Genomic DNA, 15597 nt, shown 5'->3' with positions numbered 1-15597 from the left:
GAAAACGCTGTAGGAGCGAGCGTGCTCGCGATGGACGCAAATGATGACGCAGCCGTTCCAGCATGCTGCGAAAAACCTGGTTGATTTTCAACTGTCCATATCAAGTTCGAATTTAAGGGTGTCGCCTTTAGCACTGAAGACAGGAACCCACTAATACAAAATTACATAAGGATGTAGCACCGGGAGCAGACAAGCAGATGGAGCGGTTTAGAAAAATATTTCACGTTGTTTCGTAATTACTCAAAACAGCAGTCAGTGATTAATTAAGTTTTCCGAAATATCAATGAGTTAGCGTGGTCCTACGGCCCGCGGTGTAGGACGCTGTAGTGCGTTTCCTCGCATTTCTAATTTGCACAATGAAAGAGATCGGCGCTATTTATTCGAAACAGCGAACCGGGATGCGTTCGCTGGCCATCATTCATCGCAACATCGACAAGGAAACTGTCATGACTAAAACCACCACTGCGCAGTCCTCCCCACAAGCCCAGGAAATCTTCACCAAGGAAGAACTTCAGGCGCTACGTGAAACCATCAAAAAGTCCCGAGTAAAAGTCTCGGAAACCAAAGCACAAAGCTGTGCCTATCACCGCTGAGTGACATTGAACGAAAAGCGGGAAGGGATTTTCCTGCTTTTCCAGAATTACGCTTTTATTCACAAGGTCATATCGTCTCTAAGAGAGGAACGATGTATGCGGGCAACTTTTATTGGCCATCAAACGTGGCTGATTGAGCACRGTGCTACGAAAATCCTCATCGACCCTCTGCTGTGTGAGGATTTTGGTCTGGTCGATCAGTATCGCATCGACATCTATCCTCCCAGATCCGTAGATCATCGCGCCCTCGCGGATGTTGACCTGATTTTTCTGAGCCACGAGCATTCCGACCATTTTGATATTCAGTCCCTTAATTTGTTGCCGCGCAGCGCGCAGTTTGTGGTGGGGGCGACGATCGTGGAACCGGTCAAGCAGTGCATTCGTGACCTGGGTTTCCGCCTGACGGAAATCGACAGCACCGAACCGTTGGTGGTCAAGGACTTGAGCCTGAAGTTCTATCCGGCGGATCCGAAGACTGCGTTCTGGGAAAGTCGGGTCACGCAGATTCACCTGCAAGAGGCCGCGGGGCCTGTGACTGGTGTGTTCATCGCGGTGGATGCGCTGGTGTCGGAGCTGTTCAAGAACGATATCGTCGAAGAAAAAGTGGCGCCGCCGAAGCTGATCATTGTTTCCAACAATTCGCGGGTGTCGCCACCGGGGGCTTTTCAATCGCTGGAAAACTGGGCGAAAAATGCTCCGAACAGCAATCGAAAGACCGGCCCGCTAGGGCTTGGTGTACTGAATTCGGTGCTGACTACCTATCTGGAGGACTTTCCTGCGCAACCCGAACACATCGCCATGTGCGGAGGCGGATTCATAAAGCGTTTCGACGGTTTTGCCGCGTTTCCCTTTTCCGAACAGCCGATGCTCAGCCAGGTGGCCAATCAGCTCAGCCTGGACGTCAACGTCATTGGTCTTCTGCCCGGCGAAAACATCGAGCTCGATGCGCCGGACCCGGTCAGCCAATCAATTGACTGGATCAAGGTCAATCACCTTCAACACAAGTTGTTGATCGAGGAGCTGGAAACCTTTATCGACAGCAAGCGCTGCATCGAGGTCGCCACCTCGGTGTTACCCGATTTCGACTCACCCGCGCAGTACTTCGAAACACTGCGCCGTTGTCAGGACGAGCTCGATCGGTTGGCGAAAAGCCTGATGTTGTTTATCACCGGTCGCAAGGCTTTGCAGATGTCGCATTACCGCGGCAAGAAGCTTGGCCAGCGCCGGATAGTTTTCAGTTTCTTATCGCAGGCGCTTGGTCTGCGCCACAGTTATGCATTGGACATGTGCAGTGGCAGATTCGAAGCCGAGCCAATGACCAATCTCGACGCACTTATGGCGCAATATCCCTACGGTGTCTGCATGCCGCTGGTGGACTTCATGGGCGTGGCCGAGGGTGATACGCAGATCTGGGACGTTGTGGGCGTCTCGATCAAATCCTGGTTCGAACACGGGATTTTTGACGGGCTGATTCCATTTTTCTACAGCTATTACGGTGAAAACGGCAGCCCGCAATTGCTGGGCAAAATCATCACCCGTGCCATGGGCTCTCTGGAGGTCAAGGCATGCAATTGATTAATATCGGCCATCAGAGCTGGTCGGTAACCGCCGGCAGCACACATGTGCTTATTGATCCGGTACTGGGGGAAGGCTTTGGCTCTGACCCGCATTGCAGTTTTCGGATAATCCCCTCACGGACGGTGTCGATCGCGCAGATGCCGGCAGTGGAGGCGATCATCTTCACGACCGAGCACCTGCAGCACTTCCACCCCGCGACCCTAGCGCATTTGCACAATGTATACCGGCACAAACTCAACAGCACCCGAGTGTATGTGCCTGAACTGTTTCCCCTAGTCGCGCGAGAAATGCTCCAAGAGTGTGGTTTTCACGTTTTCTGCATTGAAACCCAGCAGGATTTCGAAGTCGGAGAGCTGCGTTGTCGTTTTTACATGCCGCGCACGGATGTATTGTTCTGGGACAATCGCGTGGCATCAATCTACCTTCGCGATAGCGGGGATCGGGCGCTGTTCATTCAGTCTGACACGCGAATAGCGGACAGCTTCTATGTCGAGGCCAACGCCGGAACCATTGCGCCGCCCAATGTGATGGTGGTCACCAACAACTTTCAGGCCAGTGCTGATGGTTGTTCTATCGGGCTGGACAACCTGTTGCCGGTCGCGGACCCGAAATACGGCCGAATATCAGGGCTGAGGTTATTGGACGAGATCGTGACGCGGCCCTCGAGAAGAATTGAGGCGCCTGTCACGTTGCTGATTGCCGGTAACGGTTACATCGATCCCAAGCAGAAAATCCACCATTTGTGGAGCAACCGTCAGTTGGCGCAGATCGCGAGCCAGATGTCGCTTCTCAGAAAGGTGTATGCGCTGGCGCCAGGCGACAGTTTCGACGTGAACACCGCGCTTCCGGGTGACAACGCACACTGGATTAGCCTGACGGATGACCCACCTGAGCAACAAGAAAGTCCCCCCCGTAATGCAGGGGAAGTAGTCAGCCTGCAAGAACTCAAGGTTCATCTCGACGCGATGGCCAGGACATGGACGATTACGGCCTATGGCCAAGTGCTCATGGCGCAGACACATTATCTCGGGCGTCCATTGGGCGCCCGCAGGCTGGTAATTCAAATAGTGGTAGAGGGCTCGCAAAGCATCGATTTTGTCCTGGATGTTTCCAGAGTCGAGTTTGTCCGCGTCGAAAGCCTGGGCGCCTCGGCGATCAAGCAGTATCCCTTTGGCATTCGGGTTGACCTTGCGGATTTCAGTCGGTTGATCATGGGCGAGTTGCAAGTGTGGGAACTGATCAACATCTCAGCATCCCAATGGTACGTCTGTGATCGCTATGACAGCCCGTTGGCATTTTGGCTTGAGTTTTACAGCGAGCAGGTGGATGAGGAACGTGCTCGGCGCAGTTATCAATTTTCTCTGGTCAACGGCGTATGAGTGGCGCAGGCGTTTTTCGGAACGTAACGCTCGAGCCGATGGCGGATGCTTGCGCACATCAGCTCACCCAAGAGACTCAGACGTGGCTGGATAGTCTGACGGGAATGAGGCTTTTTCAGCCCCTTGAACAAATCGCTGGGTCGAGCAAATCGATAGTCTGGAAGGGCCGCATCGCTGGCTCCGCACAGCAGGTTGTGATCAAGCGCTATCTCGAGAAACGGCTTTATCAGGCTGAAGTCGAAGGCTACCTGGTGTTCCGCGGCGGGCCAATTGCTCGAATTCTGCATCACGATGCGACGCTGCATGCAGTTGTGCTCAGTCACGTTCCGGGACGTTCCGCGCAAGCGACACGCCGGGATCTGGATCGAATTATTCAGGCCTACGCCTTGATGCATCAGGCCGCTGTTTCAAATCTGACCGTGGCTAGGGCTTCGGAAGCGTTCGAGCCTGACTCATGCTGTTGCGCAAAGGCCGGTTCCGGTCTTGAACGACACCCGGTGAGTGTCGGAGACGTAAAGCCGGAACACATCATAATCAGTTTGGAGGGGGTACGGATCATCGATCTGGAAACCTGGTCGCTGCAGCGTACGGTCTGGTTCGACGTCATGTCGGCGGCAAATTTCATCTTGCCGCACATGAAGTGCGCTCCGGATTTGGCCTGGATCGTTCAGCGTTACTGTCACTATCGCGGCTGTTCGATTGATGAATACGACTTTCGCAAAATTCACCGTTGCTACCAGGCCGTCCAAGCGCTCTCGCCTCATCGCGACTATGTCGAAAGAGCCATCCAATGAAGTGGATGTACTGCTTCACCCCGCCGATCAAGTTTACACAAACAGACAGTACATCTGTCTGCCGTTTGCGTGGCGGCATTCTGCGCGTCGCCTTCAGGCTTTCGCCACTCGCGACGGTGACTTACCTGCTGCTGCTCGTCTCGCAGTACATCATTGCGCTGCTGTTCATCTATAAATTGTCGAGTCTGGTAGGCGGGCAAGGTATTGACAGCTTCGCGGTGGGCGATGGTGTCATCTTGCTGATGTTGGGGGGCTGTTCATTTCTGGTGGTAGTAGGGCAAATCAATGCCGAACGATACTTCAACTTGCGGTTCTGTAACATTTTCGGTCATTTGCTTTCGATGCATGTGAGACCCAGCGTAGCGCTGCCAGTGCTGGAAAGGCTGGCTTCGCGTGACCTCACCGTGGTGATGGACGGAGTGGGTGCTTCGCTGAATCTGTTTGCGATCCCTTCGTTTTTGCTGTTGGCCACGTTGGGCGTGGTGGCAATGTACGGCCCTGTGGGACTCGCCGTAGTCGGAATGATTGCTGTGTTCATTCCGGTCTCCTACGGACTCTCCAGGCTTGCTGATCGTAACTACAACAAGATCATGGATAAGGTGACCAAGCGAACGGAACAGTGCTCGCAGTGGCTGCAACATGGGCCGTTGCTCAAACAGTTCGCCGACCAAAGCGAGCAGCAGCGCATTGGCAGCACCCTGAATGAAGAGCTGTGCCTGCGCAATCGAGATACGTTGTTGCGCGGTGCAGACAGTTACATCGTTGGCTTCGGGCGTCTTGTGCCTTTTATCCTGTTGGCGAGTATCGGTGCAACGGCTTATCTGTTGTCCTGGGAAGGCGCTGTTTTCTGGCTGGCCATCCCGTTGTTGTCGGCGATGCTCGGCATGCCAAGAGCTTACCTAAGCTATAAAACGGTCGGTCGATCCCTTGACGAACTGGATACACTGTTCGTTGACTGCTGCTCAGAGTCACCCGCCCGGTCCGGTGTCGCTGACTCTCGATATGAGATCCTTTTCGATGAGAACTGGCCAGTCTGGCCTTCCACACTCCTGGGTCTGATTCCTGGTGTTCTGCCCGAAGACACCACGCAAGTCCATGCGCTCATGACGCATTTCAGGCTCGTGCCGGAATTGGGCAAGACGCCCCGCGAGGTCGCAGACAAATACATCGATCTCGACGCCAGCAATCTTTCCAGTGGCCAGCGCTTGCGCTTGCAACTAATTCGGGGCGTTTTTCTTGCCCGTCTGCAAGGTCGGTGCTTATTGATCGATAACGATCTTTCATCACTGGACAGCGCCGCGGCACTAGCTGTCAGAGATACGTTGTCTGCCTTCGCAGATATACGTTTTTGCACCACGGCATCAAAGGCGCTCGATAGTCGGCGCAGCGACGAGTACCAGGGAGGCGCAATGGATGCCCCCAAACCCAAAAATCAGTCGACTGCATCGAGCGGATATTTCGGCCTCGTGCAACTTCTGAAGTGGTCCGTCTGGGGCGTGATCGCTTTGTTGGTTCCCGCCGTGATGATGAGCTACGCAGGCAACCTCACCTTGCCGGAGTACGATCCAGGCGCAGGCTGGATACTGGCCTATGTCATTGCGGGCATCGCAACAGGTATCTGTGCCGGCCTTTATATCGAGTCGTCACTGCGCGCGCGTATGGCGCAGGCACTCAGGGAAGGACTGCGGGATACGCGCGCTGGAGGCAGAACCAACCACCTGCAGGTTGTGTCGCGTGATGTCACTACCGCATTTGAACGTATCGCCTGGTACGCCCACGACATGGCGTGGGTCGGTGCGTTGCTGACGTGCAGCATCGGTGCTCTGTGGTTCGGTTTTGGTCTGTCGGGGTTGATGCTGGCTGGCGTTTTTACTGGCGCACTGGTTTGCCTCTATCGACTGTCAATGAACGAGTTGTACCGCTCGAGATTAGCAACCGTCGCCGGATTCGATGCCCTGATCAGGTCGACGCAGGGCAGTCATTCTCTTTCCGGTGCAGGCATCAGCGGGCTCGAAAAGCTTGGCGGGTGGCTGGCTCAGACTCGCCAAACTGTCGTTCTGCAAGGCCTGGCCCATTTCTATGAGGCATGCATGATCAGTGTGATTGCGCGCACCATTTGTGCCGCCAGCTGTACCTTGCTCAGCGATATGGCCATTGTCTTGATCGTCATGCTTGGCGCATTTCATCAGGCGTCCGGCGCCGGTTTTGTTCTGGCTGTCACTGCGTTGTTGTTGGTGCGCTCAGACTTGTCCAATGTCTTTCTTGCCATTACTGGGTTCAAATCGCAGTCCATTTCGGTTGATCGATTGCTGAGTTTCAGTTCGAACAAACTCAAGGTTCCTGTTCGGATCAATGGCAAGACTATTCATATCAGCGGTTTCAGCGCCCGACGGGGTTACCTCCCACTGACAATGCAAAGAAGTGGCCTGCAACTGCTCCGGGGCGCTTCGGGAACGGGCAAGAGCGATTATCTGAAAGGCATTGCCGGGGTGATCGAAGTCCAGAGTGTGGCGCAAGACTCTTTGATCCCAGACCACTCATTACAGACCTGGTACTTCAATCCGACGGTCATGGAGCTGATCTTCAAGACTAACGATGTGGTTGGGGCTTTGATGGAATGGCTGGAAGCCCTTCCGGCCGACGGCAGCCAACTGGTGTTGCTGGATGAAGTGTTTCTGTCACTGACGGTTTCAGCTGCAGTCGATGCAGCCACGCGACTGCAAAATTATGGCCAATCCTCCACGAATACATTGGTGCTGATAGACCACAGGCTTGACCTTGATCCCACCATCGACTTGCTGGAGATTGTCCGCTGATGCCTTCCCCGAATAGCTTTGACACGCAACACCCCGACATTTATTTGGGGGATCGCGGCTTCCTTCAGCGTTACGGCAGCCCGTACTCCAATAAAGAAGTGGAGAGCTGGGCGAGGACGGTATCGCAGCGTTCGGGGCTTGGTCTTTGCAGTGGCGATTGGGTAACGGCGCAGGCTTTCAGCCAAGCATTGAAGGACGTCACGTTTCGACATCTCTACCATTCCCGGTTTCTGATTAAAGTCATCGACAAATCGTCGGCGAGGCTGCTCAGCGTCAGTGAAGTCCAACAGAACCCGACCCATTACTATAGATCGTCGCAATACGAATTCCTGCCGGATCTTGAGCAGATCGACGCGGACATCGAAATCATCAATCGCTTTGCGCCTCGTCTGGTCAGCGTCGGTGGTGACTGGCTCGATATTTTGCTGGCGCAAGGCCATACCTCGTTGATTGAGCAAATTGTCCGAGGACTCATCACTCGAGCAGTGTCAGGCACGCAATGGTTGATGTTGACGTTCAATCTGACCGATCAATGCCTGTGGCTGCTGGAGCATCTAAGGTTCGATGGCGTCCTGACATCTGTCAACCTCCTGCAAATGGATGACGTTGCAACCCTCGCTCATCTTCAAACGATCAAACATCGCTGGCCGCTGTACGCGTTGCACTGTCTGGCTGGCGGCATCATTCCACTGGCGCCGGCGCTGGATTATGCGTTGAACCATGTGGGGGTCAGGGCTTGCATCGTCGGAGCTGGCAGTGCGGAACATATTGCCGAATTGATCAAATTCGAAGCGTCCAGCGGGAGGTATCGATGACCCTGATTTTGATGCGTCGCGCCTCGCAACTGCGAATGCCCGCCAGTCTTGAGAGCTTTCAAGCGATAGCGGCGGCGCATGCTGATGCCTTGTTTGTCTCGGGCTGCTCTCGCTGTTATCAGCAGGATCTGGTTTTGGCCGCTGAATGCGGGTTGGAAACATATGAATGGCCAGAAGAGTATTACGACCCGGAGTTGATCTTTGGAGCGCGCAAGGCGGATTGGTTACTGGATGAGCACGCCGGCTTGGATAACAGCGATTCTCTCGCCGTGATTTATCACAAATTCGCCGCCCGGTTACAGGCAATGCTCGAGTCCGGAAAAAATCGAACCATGGTGCTTTACTTCGACCAGTTGATGCTTGAACTGGTGGTGGCCTGTTTGAGTGGGCAAGGTGTTGCTCTGCTCAAATCATTTTCACTGTATCTGGATGAACACGCGCTTGCCATATTTGGCCGCATTTGTTTCGGCGTAGGATTTCAGTGGGTGTTACTGCAATCCAATATCCGCGCGGCCGACGCGTTTTACACCAGGCCTGAACTTAGACTGGTCACTTGATGACCATTGGTAAATGGATGTTCACGAGGAAATGGAGATTTCATGGAACCGCTCAGAAAAGACTATCTTGAAGCCCGAGCTTTTTACTCGACCGATTCATTGCGTATCGGTGACGCCTATGTGATGCATGAGTGGGAACGCCCTCTGATCCAGCATCTGGTCGATGGTATGGCATTGAGTGACCGGGATGAAGTGCTGGAAATCGGTTTCGGCATGGGCATTTCCGCCACCATGATTCAGCAAGCGCGGCCGGCCGGCCACACAATTGTCGAACCTCATCCGCAGATACTGGATCGGGCCGACGCGTGGCAAACAGGGCGTAGCGGTGTGCAGTTGATTCCCGGCTACTGGCAGCAACTGCACGGAATGGATAAACGTTTTTCAGCGATTTTCTTCGATCCCTTCAATGACGACATCGAATCAGTCATTGAAGAAAACCTGCAATTCATTGTGTTTGCAGCACAGTCACTTTTGCTTGAAGGTGGACGCCTGGCGTTATTTTGCATTCACCCATGGCTTGATGAACTCTATCAGAAGGTCATTTATGAACATTATCGACGGGTAGAAGTAAGTCCTGTTGAAGTTGCGGTCAGAGAGACTGACGATCCGACCCGCGAATCGGGTGGGCGAATGATATCGGTCATATTGCACAAGTAATTAAAAGCTCATCCAATCAATCCATTTAGACAGGTATTGAATATGAATAATATTACTGCAGTGTTGGGCTTGTTGTTCTTTTACACCCATTTCGGTCATGCGCAAGCAACTTCAGTCGAGGTGCCTGTTGTTACAAGTAAGGCGATGACCATTGTTTTCGAGCCACCACAAGGCAAGGAAAAAGAGTTTCTGGAACAGTTCGTCCAATCCCAGGCGACCTATATGAAAACCTACGGCCGTAGTGCCAAGGCTGGCGTGAAAGTCATCAACCTGGTGCCGACGGAGCCGGGTGAGCCCCTGATTCATTTGATGATCTATCAGGACATGGCGGCTTATGAGCGGGCGAAGAAGATTTTTGCGTCCCGTGAGGCGCTGGCAGGGTATATCGACGGGCATGTCAAAGCCTATGGTGGTTATGACATTCCCAAAGAGTATCTCGCCAGCAGCAAGGTGTACCTGAGCAATGTGCTGACAGATTAGGCCTCGCCATGTTCAGAATGATCGCTGTCGTGATGATTTGGCTGACTCAGTTCTGGGGACAGGTACTGGCGCAGCCAGCCGTTGACAGCCTGATGGTCAGCAACGGCTGTATCAATTGTCACGGTACGTCCGGGCTGAGGGAGGGCGGGATCATTCCGTCGATCGCAGGTCAGCCGCATGCCTATCTGTTGCAAACACTCACCCAATACCGCGACGGCTCCCTCAAGGGCACCATCATGAACCGGGTAATGGAGCGGGTGGACGAGAAACATGCGCGGTTGCTGGCCAGCAGATTCAGCTCTATCAACGTGAAGGCGCGTTCGACTGTCGATGTCCACGCAGCGCCCGGCGAGTCTATCTACAAACGTCAATGTGCCGGGTGCCATGACGACAAGGCTGATTCCTCGCCTCGGTTACGAGGCCAGAATATCGAATACACCCGCGCCGTCATGGACGACTTGCAAAAGGGAAGGCGAACGATGTCAGCAGACATGACCGCAGCGGTGTCGGCATTGAGCGACACAGAACTGCAAAGTGTTCTGGCCTATCTGGAAAACTGGACTCTGGAGCTTGACCACTGATGGATCAGGAAAGAAGACGGCTACTCAAGTGGTTGGCGACGGGGATTGGTCTCTCGACCTTTTATACGATGGCGATGAGCGCAGGAGCGACCCGGCGAGGAGACTTTACGGTTGTAGTCATCGGTGGCGGTTTTGCCGGTGCGACCTTTGCCCGCACACTGAAGCGGCTTGACCCCGAAGTTCGTATCGTCCTGGTTGAGCCCAACCCGCAGTACCATAGCTGCCCCTTGGGGGCTGAATTCCTGGTCGGAAAACGCAGCGAACAATCGTTGAAGTTCAATTACCAAAGACTAGTCGAGAGCGGGATAGAAGTAGTTTACGACCACGCGATTTCGATCAACCCTCAAACGCAGCAGGTCTACACCCGTACGGGTCACATTTTCGGTTATGACCGCTGCGTGGTGGCAACGGGCATCGGTTTCCGGCATCACACGATTGCCGGATACGAACCCGCAGATGAGCAACTGTTTCCCCATGCCTGGGGTGGTGGCGAACAATTGCGCCTGCTAAACCGCCAGCTAATGGAAATGCGCGACGGTGCCACGGTATTGATCGCCGCACCTCAGGATGATTATCGATGCCCGCCAGGGCCCTACGAAAGGGCCAGTCTGATTGCGCAATACCTGCAAAACCACAAGCCGAAGTCGCAAGTGATCGTGCTTGACGCCAAGCCACGTTTTGCCAAACAGGCTCAGTTCGAACAGGCGTGGACGCAACTTTACGATTACGGCAGCGAGGACAGCGTTATACGCTGGATCGGCGCCAGGGAAGGAGGAACCGTGCGGGCGCTGGACAGGGAGGGACGTCGTCTGTTGACCGACTCAGGTCCTGTTGCTGGTGATGTAATAAACATCATTCCCGCTCAGCGCGCGGATAATTTTGCCCATCGCAACGGTCTGGCGGCGGATCACGGCTGGTGTCCAGTCAATACGCAAACTCTTGAGTCGCTACAGGTGCCGGGCGTGCATGTCATTGGCGACGCGGCCTATGCCGAGAAACTGCCGAAGTCGGCATTTGCGGCTACTTGTCAGGCACGTGTCTGCGCATTGGCAATCCACCATATGCGACGTGGATTACCGTTGCTGAAACCCTATTACATGAATGTCTGCTATAGCCTTTGTGGAGATGACTACGGCATTTCGGTGTTTCTGGACTATCGGCATGACGCCGTCACTAACATTATTGAAGTAGAGACTTTGCGGATTACACCACTGGAGGCTGTTCGGGAAGATCACTCTCGTGAAGCGCGGTCAGCCTACAGCATGTTCGAGAGCATGGTGAAAGAGGCGTTCGGGTAGTGATAGCTGTTGGGGAATCATCTCCCTCGCCACTAAACTGCATATCAACACACCTTGAACCGCCCCATGATCGCGCTCACCCGACTGCGCATTGAAAGCCCCGATTGACTCGGGGCTAACTTCACAGTCTTACAGCGACTAATCCACAGCCTTCGCCTCGGCCCGTTTCTGTGTCGTCACAACCGTCCGGTCCCGCGTCAGCACCTTCACCGCATCATCCACCAATGCCTTACTCAGCGAGGTCAGATAATGCGCAGCCCAGGCGTGGCGGTCAGTGTCTCTGGCATAGGCGGCATCTTCAGTGAGGGTTTTGGCCAGGAACAGGAAATCGGAGGCCATGGATAATGCATCGCCGAGAGGAACGCCGCGAGTGACATGGAACAGCGCTTGATCCGCGCAGTAGATGGCCGGTGTCAGGCCGATGGTTTTGAGTTCAGGTTGTTCGGTCATTGGCCACCTCCGAGGATGGAGAGGCAATGGGGGAGGGGGTTACGCGATTGGGACTTGTGTGAAAGGAAAAGCCAAATTTCGTACACATTGACTTGGTCATTTGGCTGCGGCAGCATTGATGTCAATCGCGCCCGATCCTCTGGTGCTGGCTCAGTCCGGCATTACGTTCGGGCCTTCTTGTTTCTGGAGCATGGAAGTTGACTGCCCCAGCTTCTCAATAAGCGTTGTCTAACCAATCCCAGAAACCAGGATAAAAACCCATCCGGTAATGAGTATTTTTCGCCTGTATGTAGGAATTCGCGTCTAGCAAATAACTCAAAATCCAAGTTTCTTTTTAGAATAGTCAGATAGCTTGTGCGGCTTCACGCCAATCAGACGCGCTGCATCTCGATAAAGCATTCTTCCACTTAATGCTTCACTTGCCACTGCTGTAGCAAGCGTTTTGCTGACTCGCCCTGTCTGCAGTCTGTTGTATGCCGGCGTGCCATTCTTGCTGCGAGCTTTGTGCTCAGCGATCTTTCTGGCAATAAATGCACCATATTCGGATGGTGTTATGAGATTGAAAGTCAGGGCGCGCCTGGCTATCACCCAGCCACTAACATGGAAGAATTTTGTTAAGGAGGGAATGTTTTCTTGCCATTCAATGTCAGCCTCCCAAGAGGCGAGGAATTCGCGCTCGGGCGTTAATAGCTCTGCCGCTACCGCATTACACAAGATTTCTTCCGATCTATGATTTGCAGGGTCACCGTCAGATACGCCAGAACGACCTATCCAGATATGAGACAGTTCATGAGCTAACGTGAACAGTCTTGCCTCAGGGCAATCGGCTGTATTGATAAAAATGACCGGCGCTAATTTATCGCTGATTGCAAAACCTCGGAACTCCTCTACAAACAATGGCCTGCTCGTATTGTTGTTGACAATGCTGTTACGCATTACAAGGATGCCCGCTGTTTCAATTCTGCTTATCAGGTCCTTGAAGTAGTCATCAAAATCTCCGCGGGTTGGTTTGTTCGGTATGCCTAAGGTCGCTCGGATGTCTGCAACGATTACTGCCACGCTGTCGCTTACCGAAAACCTTCCGACAATTCTATTTTCAGTGACGCCTTGGCTGATCAGGTAGTCGCGATACCATTCTTGTCTTTCCATGGCCCACCTGATGGTATCCATGAGGGAGAGACTGTATCCGTGGTCACGTTTTCCATTGATTGTTCTGAGATCCGGCAGCGGAAGGCTTTCCACTGGTGGCTGAGACAAGTAGAGGTACCCAAACGGGATGTACGTCTGTCGGGCGTAATTCATGGCTTGGTTGAAGGAGGGCTTTTTCTTGCCTTGCTCCCAGGCCAGCACGTTGTCTTCCTGCGTACCAAGACTTTTGGCCAGGGTGCTCGTGCTCAGGGATGCTCGCTCACGCGCCCATCGCAGAACGTCCGGATTAATCAGCGCTTCCATGTGTGATTCCGTTTTGGTGTCATAACCATTCCAGCAAAAATGCCTCTACATAGCCAATTCAAACGATAGCCGTATCTGACTACAAGGGAGGGGGGCCGTCACGTGTTTTTGGTCACCGAGCGCAGCATATTTGTAAGCCCCGAATAACTCGGGGCTCATCGGTCCTCAGGCGCTATCCTTCGGATTTCGCCGTCGGCTGCTTAGGTGTCGTTGTAGAAGTACGATTCCGCGTCAGCACCTTCACCACATCATCCACCACCGCCTTCCCCATCGCCGTCAAATAATGCGCAGCCCAGGCGTGATAGTCCGTATCCCTGGCATAAGCCGCATCCTTGCTCAGCGCCTTGGCCAGAAACAGAAAATCAGAAGCCATCGCCAACGCATCCCCAAGGGGAACATCACGCGTGACATGGAACAGCGCTTGATCCGCGCAGTAGATGGCCGGTGTTAGGCCGATGGTTTTGAGTTCGGGTTGTTCGGTCATTGGCCACCTCCGAGGATGGAGAGGCAATGGGGGAGGGGGTTACGCGATTGGGAGTGGCGTAGAGGGGAAAGCCAAATTTCAAACGGATTGATACTGCGTATTATCCAACTCCTTGATACGAGGAGCTGCCACGTTCGTTACCACACGAATGGGTGACAGCTGTGCGCAGGGTGGAAAACCGGGAATCAAGGAAACCGGCACGCCCGAAGACGTCCCACGCACAGCCGCCATAACTCACGCCGCAGGCATTAAAAAAGCGCCGGCAGACGTGATGGGGGCGCTGTTGCGCCTTGAATTACGCGGGTTTCCACACCCGGTCGCTGAATTGGCAGCGACGGTGGGAGGGTATCGTGCAGACCTTTTTCCCGCAACCTCGAAATTGCGTTCCGCGCGTATGTGCAATCAGGTATCGCGTAGTCGTAGGTTTCTAGCAGTATTCATATAATGTGCTAGTTTTAATCGAAACACCGAGTTTGGAGGCTGGTGCCGTRCGTAAAATGTCAGGGTTAAATGCTGTTGCGTTTAGTTTGATTGGAATGGAAGCGAGGTTTGAAAGAATATAGTTTACTGCAATGTAAATATATACAGGGAGTGCGAATGAAAATTTGTGGGGTTGAGCTTAGTGGGGGTGATGCTATATTTGCGATTGTCGATGACGGTAACTGGCAGGAGTGTAATACCAAGAAGATAACTTTTGGTGATAGCTTGGATAGACGGTCGGCTAGGTTTTTTTATGAGGCTGTTAATGCATTTGCACGTGATCAACATATAGAGCTATTTGCAATAAAGCAAAGACAGGACTCAGGAAGGTTTGCTGGGGGCGGAATTACTTTTAAGATGGAGGCGATATTTCAGTTGTGCCCGGATGCGGATGTGATAGTGGTTCACAGTAAAACGATAGCAAAAGACCAAAAAAAGAATAATTGGCTTCGGCCTGATAGTATGAACAAGTATCAGGAGGTTGCATATTTTACAGCTCAGTGTGCATCAAGATGAGTTTTTATATTGGTAGCGCTCTCCCGAAACCGATAAGGGAGTGTTTGCTTCGGTTGGCTCAGAATATAGAGCTAGAGCGAGAGTCCAATAAAGGTGCGAATGGTTATTTATTTTTTGGTAGAAATAGGGTGAGTGGTATTCGTGTCGCAGTAAAGTTTTACTACTGGGGAGGTGATAAGTCATTGCATGTTGAACCCCAGGCACTATCTGAAATACGATCGCCAAATGTAATTGAAATTTATGATGCTGGTTACGCTGATACCTCTTACGCATATTTTGTCACCCCATACTATGAAATTGGGGACGCAGATGAGTACCTAAAGCGAAATGTAGGGAGCTTAGCTGCGTTGGACCTTACCTGTCAACTTCTGAATGGTCTAACTCATCTGCATCAGCAAAGGCTTCTACATCGAGATCTGAAACCTGAAAATATTTACATAAAAGATGAAGGTGTAGCGGTTATTGGGGATTTTGGATCAATAAAGAAAATTCCTGAGGGTAATTCAGTTGTTCCTGGTTCGAAGCATTCAATGCTCTATAGGCCTCCTGAATCAATTGATTCAAATCGATATGGCTTTACTGGGGATGTATATCAGACTGGTGTTTTTCTTTACCAGGCTTTGGGCGGATTTCTGCCATATGAGGAGATTGCGTGGCTAACTAATTC

General features: G+C 52.8%; 17 protein-coding genes. 13 read left to right on the top strand and 4 right to left on the bottom strand.

The window, feature by feature from the left end:
• Positions 1-326: 326 nt before the first annotated feature.
• From AC1DRN_RS15990 to AC1DRN_RS15940, 11 genes are read left to right on the top strand one after another with little or no spacing between them, the layout of a single operon-like run.
• Positions 327-593, top strand: a complete 267-nt coding sequence (locus AC1DRN_RS15990) for a hypothetical protein (RefSeq protein ID WP_223460190.1) — start codon at positions 327-329, stop codon at positions 591-593.
• 6 nt (positions 594-599) lie between these two features.
• Positions 600-2168 carry an MBL fold metallo-hydrolase gene (locus AC1DRN_RS15985; protein WP_477786747.1) on the top strand — a complete coding sequence of 523 codons (1569 nt, stop codon included), beginning with the start codon at positions 600-602 and terminating at the stop codon, positions 2166-2168.
• Entirely contained in the window at positions 2159-3550 is a 1392-nt protein-coding gene (locus AC1DRN_RS15980) for an MBL fold metallo-hydrolase (protein ID WP_223460194.1), read from the top strand. The genes AC1DRN_RS15985 and AC1DRN_RS15980 overlap by 10 nt, the downstream gene beginning before the upstream one ends.
• Positions 3547-4344 (top strand): hypothetical protein, encoded by a 798-nt coding sequence (locus tag AC1DRN_RS15975; RefSeq protein ID WP_223460196.1) that lies wholly within the window; start codon positions 3547-3549, stop codon positions 4342-4344. Before AC1DRN_RS15980 ends, AC1DRN_RS15975 begins: the two co-directional genes overlap by 4 nt.
• On the top strand, positions 4341-7160 hold the full coding sequence (locus AC1DRN_RS15970) for a hypothetical protein (RefSeq protein ID WP_223460198.1): 2820 nt from the start codon (positions 4341-4343) through the stop codon (positions 7158-7160). Before AC1DRN_RS15975 ends, AC1DRN_RS15970 begins: the two co-directional genes overlap by 4 nt.
• Positions 7160-7975 (top strand): aldo-keto reductase family protein, encoded by an 816-nt coding sequence (locus tag AC1DRN_RS15965; RefSeq protein WP_223460200.1) that lies wholly within the window; start codon positions 7160-7162, stop codon positions 7973-7975. Before AC1DRN_RS15970 ends, AC1DRN_RS15965 begins: the two co-directional genes overlap by 1 nt.
• The gene (locus AC1DRN_RS15960) at positions 7972-8532 is read left to right on the top strand and encodes a hypothetical protein (protein ID WP_223460202.1); all 561 of its coding nucleotides are present in this window, start codon (positions 7972-7974) and stop codon (positions 8530-8532) included. Before AC1DRN_RS15965 ends, AC1DRN_RS15960 begins: the two co-directional genes overlap by 4 nt.
• Before the next feature lie 42 nt (positions 8533-8574).
• On the top strand, positions 8575-9189 hold the full coding sequence (locus tag AC1DRN_RS15955) for a hypothetical protein (protein ID WP_223460204.1): 615 nt from the start codon (positions 8575-8577) through the stop codon (positions 9187-9189).
• Between the two features lie 42 nt (positions 9190-9231).
• Positions 9232-9669, top strand: a complete 438-nt coding sequence (locus AC1DRN_RS15950) for a hypothetical protein (RefSeq protein WP_223460206.1) — start codon at positions 9232-9234, stop codon at positions 9667-9669.
• Positions 9670-9677: 8 nt separating this feature from the next.
• A complete protein-coding gene (locus tag AC1DRN_RS15945) occupies positions 9678-10250 on the top strand; it encodes a c-type cytochrome (RefSeq protein ID WP_223460208.1) in 573 nt (190 codons plus the stop codon).
• Positions 10250-11548, top strand: coding sequence for an FAD-dependent oxidoreductase (locus AC1DRN_RS15940; protein WP_223460210.1), 1299 nt, complete (start codon positions 10250-10252; stop codon positions 11546-11548). The genes AC1DRN_RS15945 and AC1DRN_RS15940 overlap by 1 nt, the downstream gene beginning before the upstream one ends.
• Before the next feature lie 138 nt (positions 11549-11686).
• Here the strand turns inward: AC1DRN_RS15940 and AC1DRN_RS15935 are convergent, their stop codons facing one another.
• The 4 genes from AC1DRN_RS15935 to AC1DRN_RS15920 form a co-directional block, all read right to left on the bottom strand.
• Complete coding sequence (locus AC1DRN_RS15935) at positions 11687-11998, bottom strand: DUF3077 domain-containing protein (protein ID WP_223460212.1); 312 nt, start codon at positions 11996-11998, stop codon at positions 11687-11689.
• 214 nt (positions 11999-12212) lie between these two features.
• Positions 12213-12308 (bottom strand): DUF4411 family protein, encoded by a 96-nt coding sequence (locus tag AC1DRN_RS15930; protein WP_263289711.1) that lies wholly within the window; start codon positions 12306-12308, stop codon positions 12213-12215.
• A 5-nt stretch (positions 12309-12313) separates the two neighbouring features.
• A complete protein-coding gene (locus tag AC1DRN_RS15925; RefSeq protein ID WP_223460217.1) occupies positions 12314-13450 on the bottom strand; it encodes an ImmA/IrrE family metallo-endopeptidase in 1137 nt (378 codons plus the stop codon).
• Between the two features lie 172 nt (positions 13451-13622).
• Positions 13623-13934 carry a DUF3077 domain-containing protein gene (locus tag AC1DRN_RS15920; RefSeq protein WP_223460219.1) on the bottom strand — a complete coding sequence of 104 codons (312 nt, stop codon included), beginning with the start codon at positions 13932-13934 and terminating at the stop codon, positions 13623-13625.
• Between the two features lie 549 nt (positions 13935-14483).
• Here AC1DRN_RS15920 and AC1DRN_RS15915 point away from each other — a divergent pair.
• Positions 14484-14930: a DUF3010 family protein gene (locus AC1DRN_RS15915; protein ID WP_223460221.1), complete on the top strand. Its 447-nt coding sequence runs from the start codon at positions 14484-14486 to the stop codon at positions 14928-14930.
• A partial coding sequence (locus AC1DRN_RS15910; RefSeq protein WP_477786746.1) for a protein kinase domain-containing protein occupies positions 14927-15597 on the top strand: 671 nt, incomplete at its 3' end. The genes AC1DRN_RS15915 and AC1DRN_RS15910, both read left to right, overlap by 4 nt.

Source organism: Pseudomonas sp. P5_B3 (genome assembly GCF_056400405.1).
The sequence above is the reverse complement of the archived record's forward strand: the minus strand, read 5'-3'. Positions and strand labels throughout refer to the sequence as shown.

Excerpts from the sequence above, each read along its gene's own strand:
- AC1DRN_RS15960 (WP_223460202.1), top strand. The coding sequence starts at position 7,972 with ATGACCCTGATTTTGATGCGTCGCGCCTCGCAACTGCGAATGCCCGCC.
- AC1DRN_RS15920 (WP_223460219.1), bottom strand. The coding sequence starts at position 13,934 with ATGACCGAACAACCCGAACTCAAAACCATCGGCCTAACACCGGCCATC.
- AC1DRN_RS15950 (WP_223460206.1), top strand. The coding sequence starts at position 9,232 with ATGAATAATATTACTGCAGTGTTGGGCTTGTTGTTCTTTTACACCCAT.
- AC1DRN_RS15940 (WP_223460210.1), top strand. The coding sequence starts at position 10,250 with ATGGATCAGGAAAGAAGACGGCTACTCAAGTGGTTGGCGACGGGGATT.
- AC1DRN_RS15970 (WP_223460198.1), top strand. The coding sequence starts at position 4,341 with ATGAAGTGGATGTACTGCTTCACCCCGCCGATCAAGTTTACACAAACA.
- AC1DRN_RS15980 (WP_223460194.1), top strand. The coding sequence starts at position 2,159 with ATGCAATTGATTAATATCGGCCATCAGAGCTGGTCGGTAACCGCCGGC.
- AC1DRN_RS15935 (WP_223460212.1), bottom strand. The coding sequence starts at position 11,998 with ATGACCGAACAACCTGAACTCAAAACCATCGGCCTGACACCGGCCATC.
- AC1DRN_RS15945 (WP_223460208.1), top strand. The coding sequence starts at position 9,678 with ATGTTCAGAATGATCGCTGTCGTGATGATTTGGCTGACTCAGTTCTGG.
- AC1DRN_RS15925 (WP_223460217.1), bottom strand. The coding sequence starts at position 13,450 with ATGGAAGCGCTGATTAATCCGGACGTTCTGCGATGGGCGCGTGAGCGA.
- AC1DRN_RS15975 (WP_223460196.1), top strand. The coding sequence starts at position 3,547 with ATGAGTGGCGCAGGCGTTTTTCGGAACGTAACGCTCGAGCCGATGGCG.
- AC1DRN_RS15965 (WP_223460200.1), top strand. The coding sequence starts at position 7,160 with ATGCCTTCCCCGAATAGCTTTGACACGCAACACCCCGACATTTATTTG.
- AC1DRN_RS15955 (WP_223460204.1), top strand. The coding sequence starts at position 8,575 with ATGGAACCGCTCAGAAAAGACTATCTTGAAGCCCGAGCTTTTTACTCG.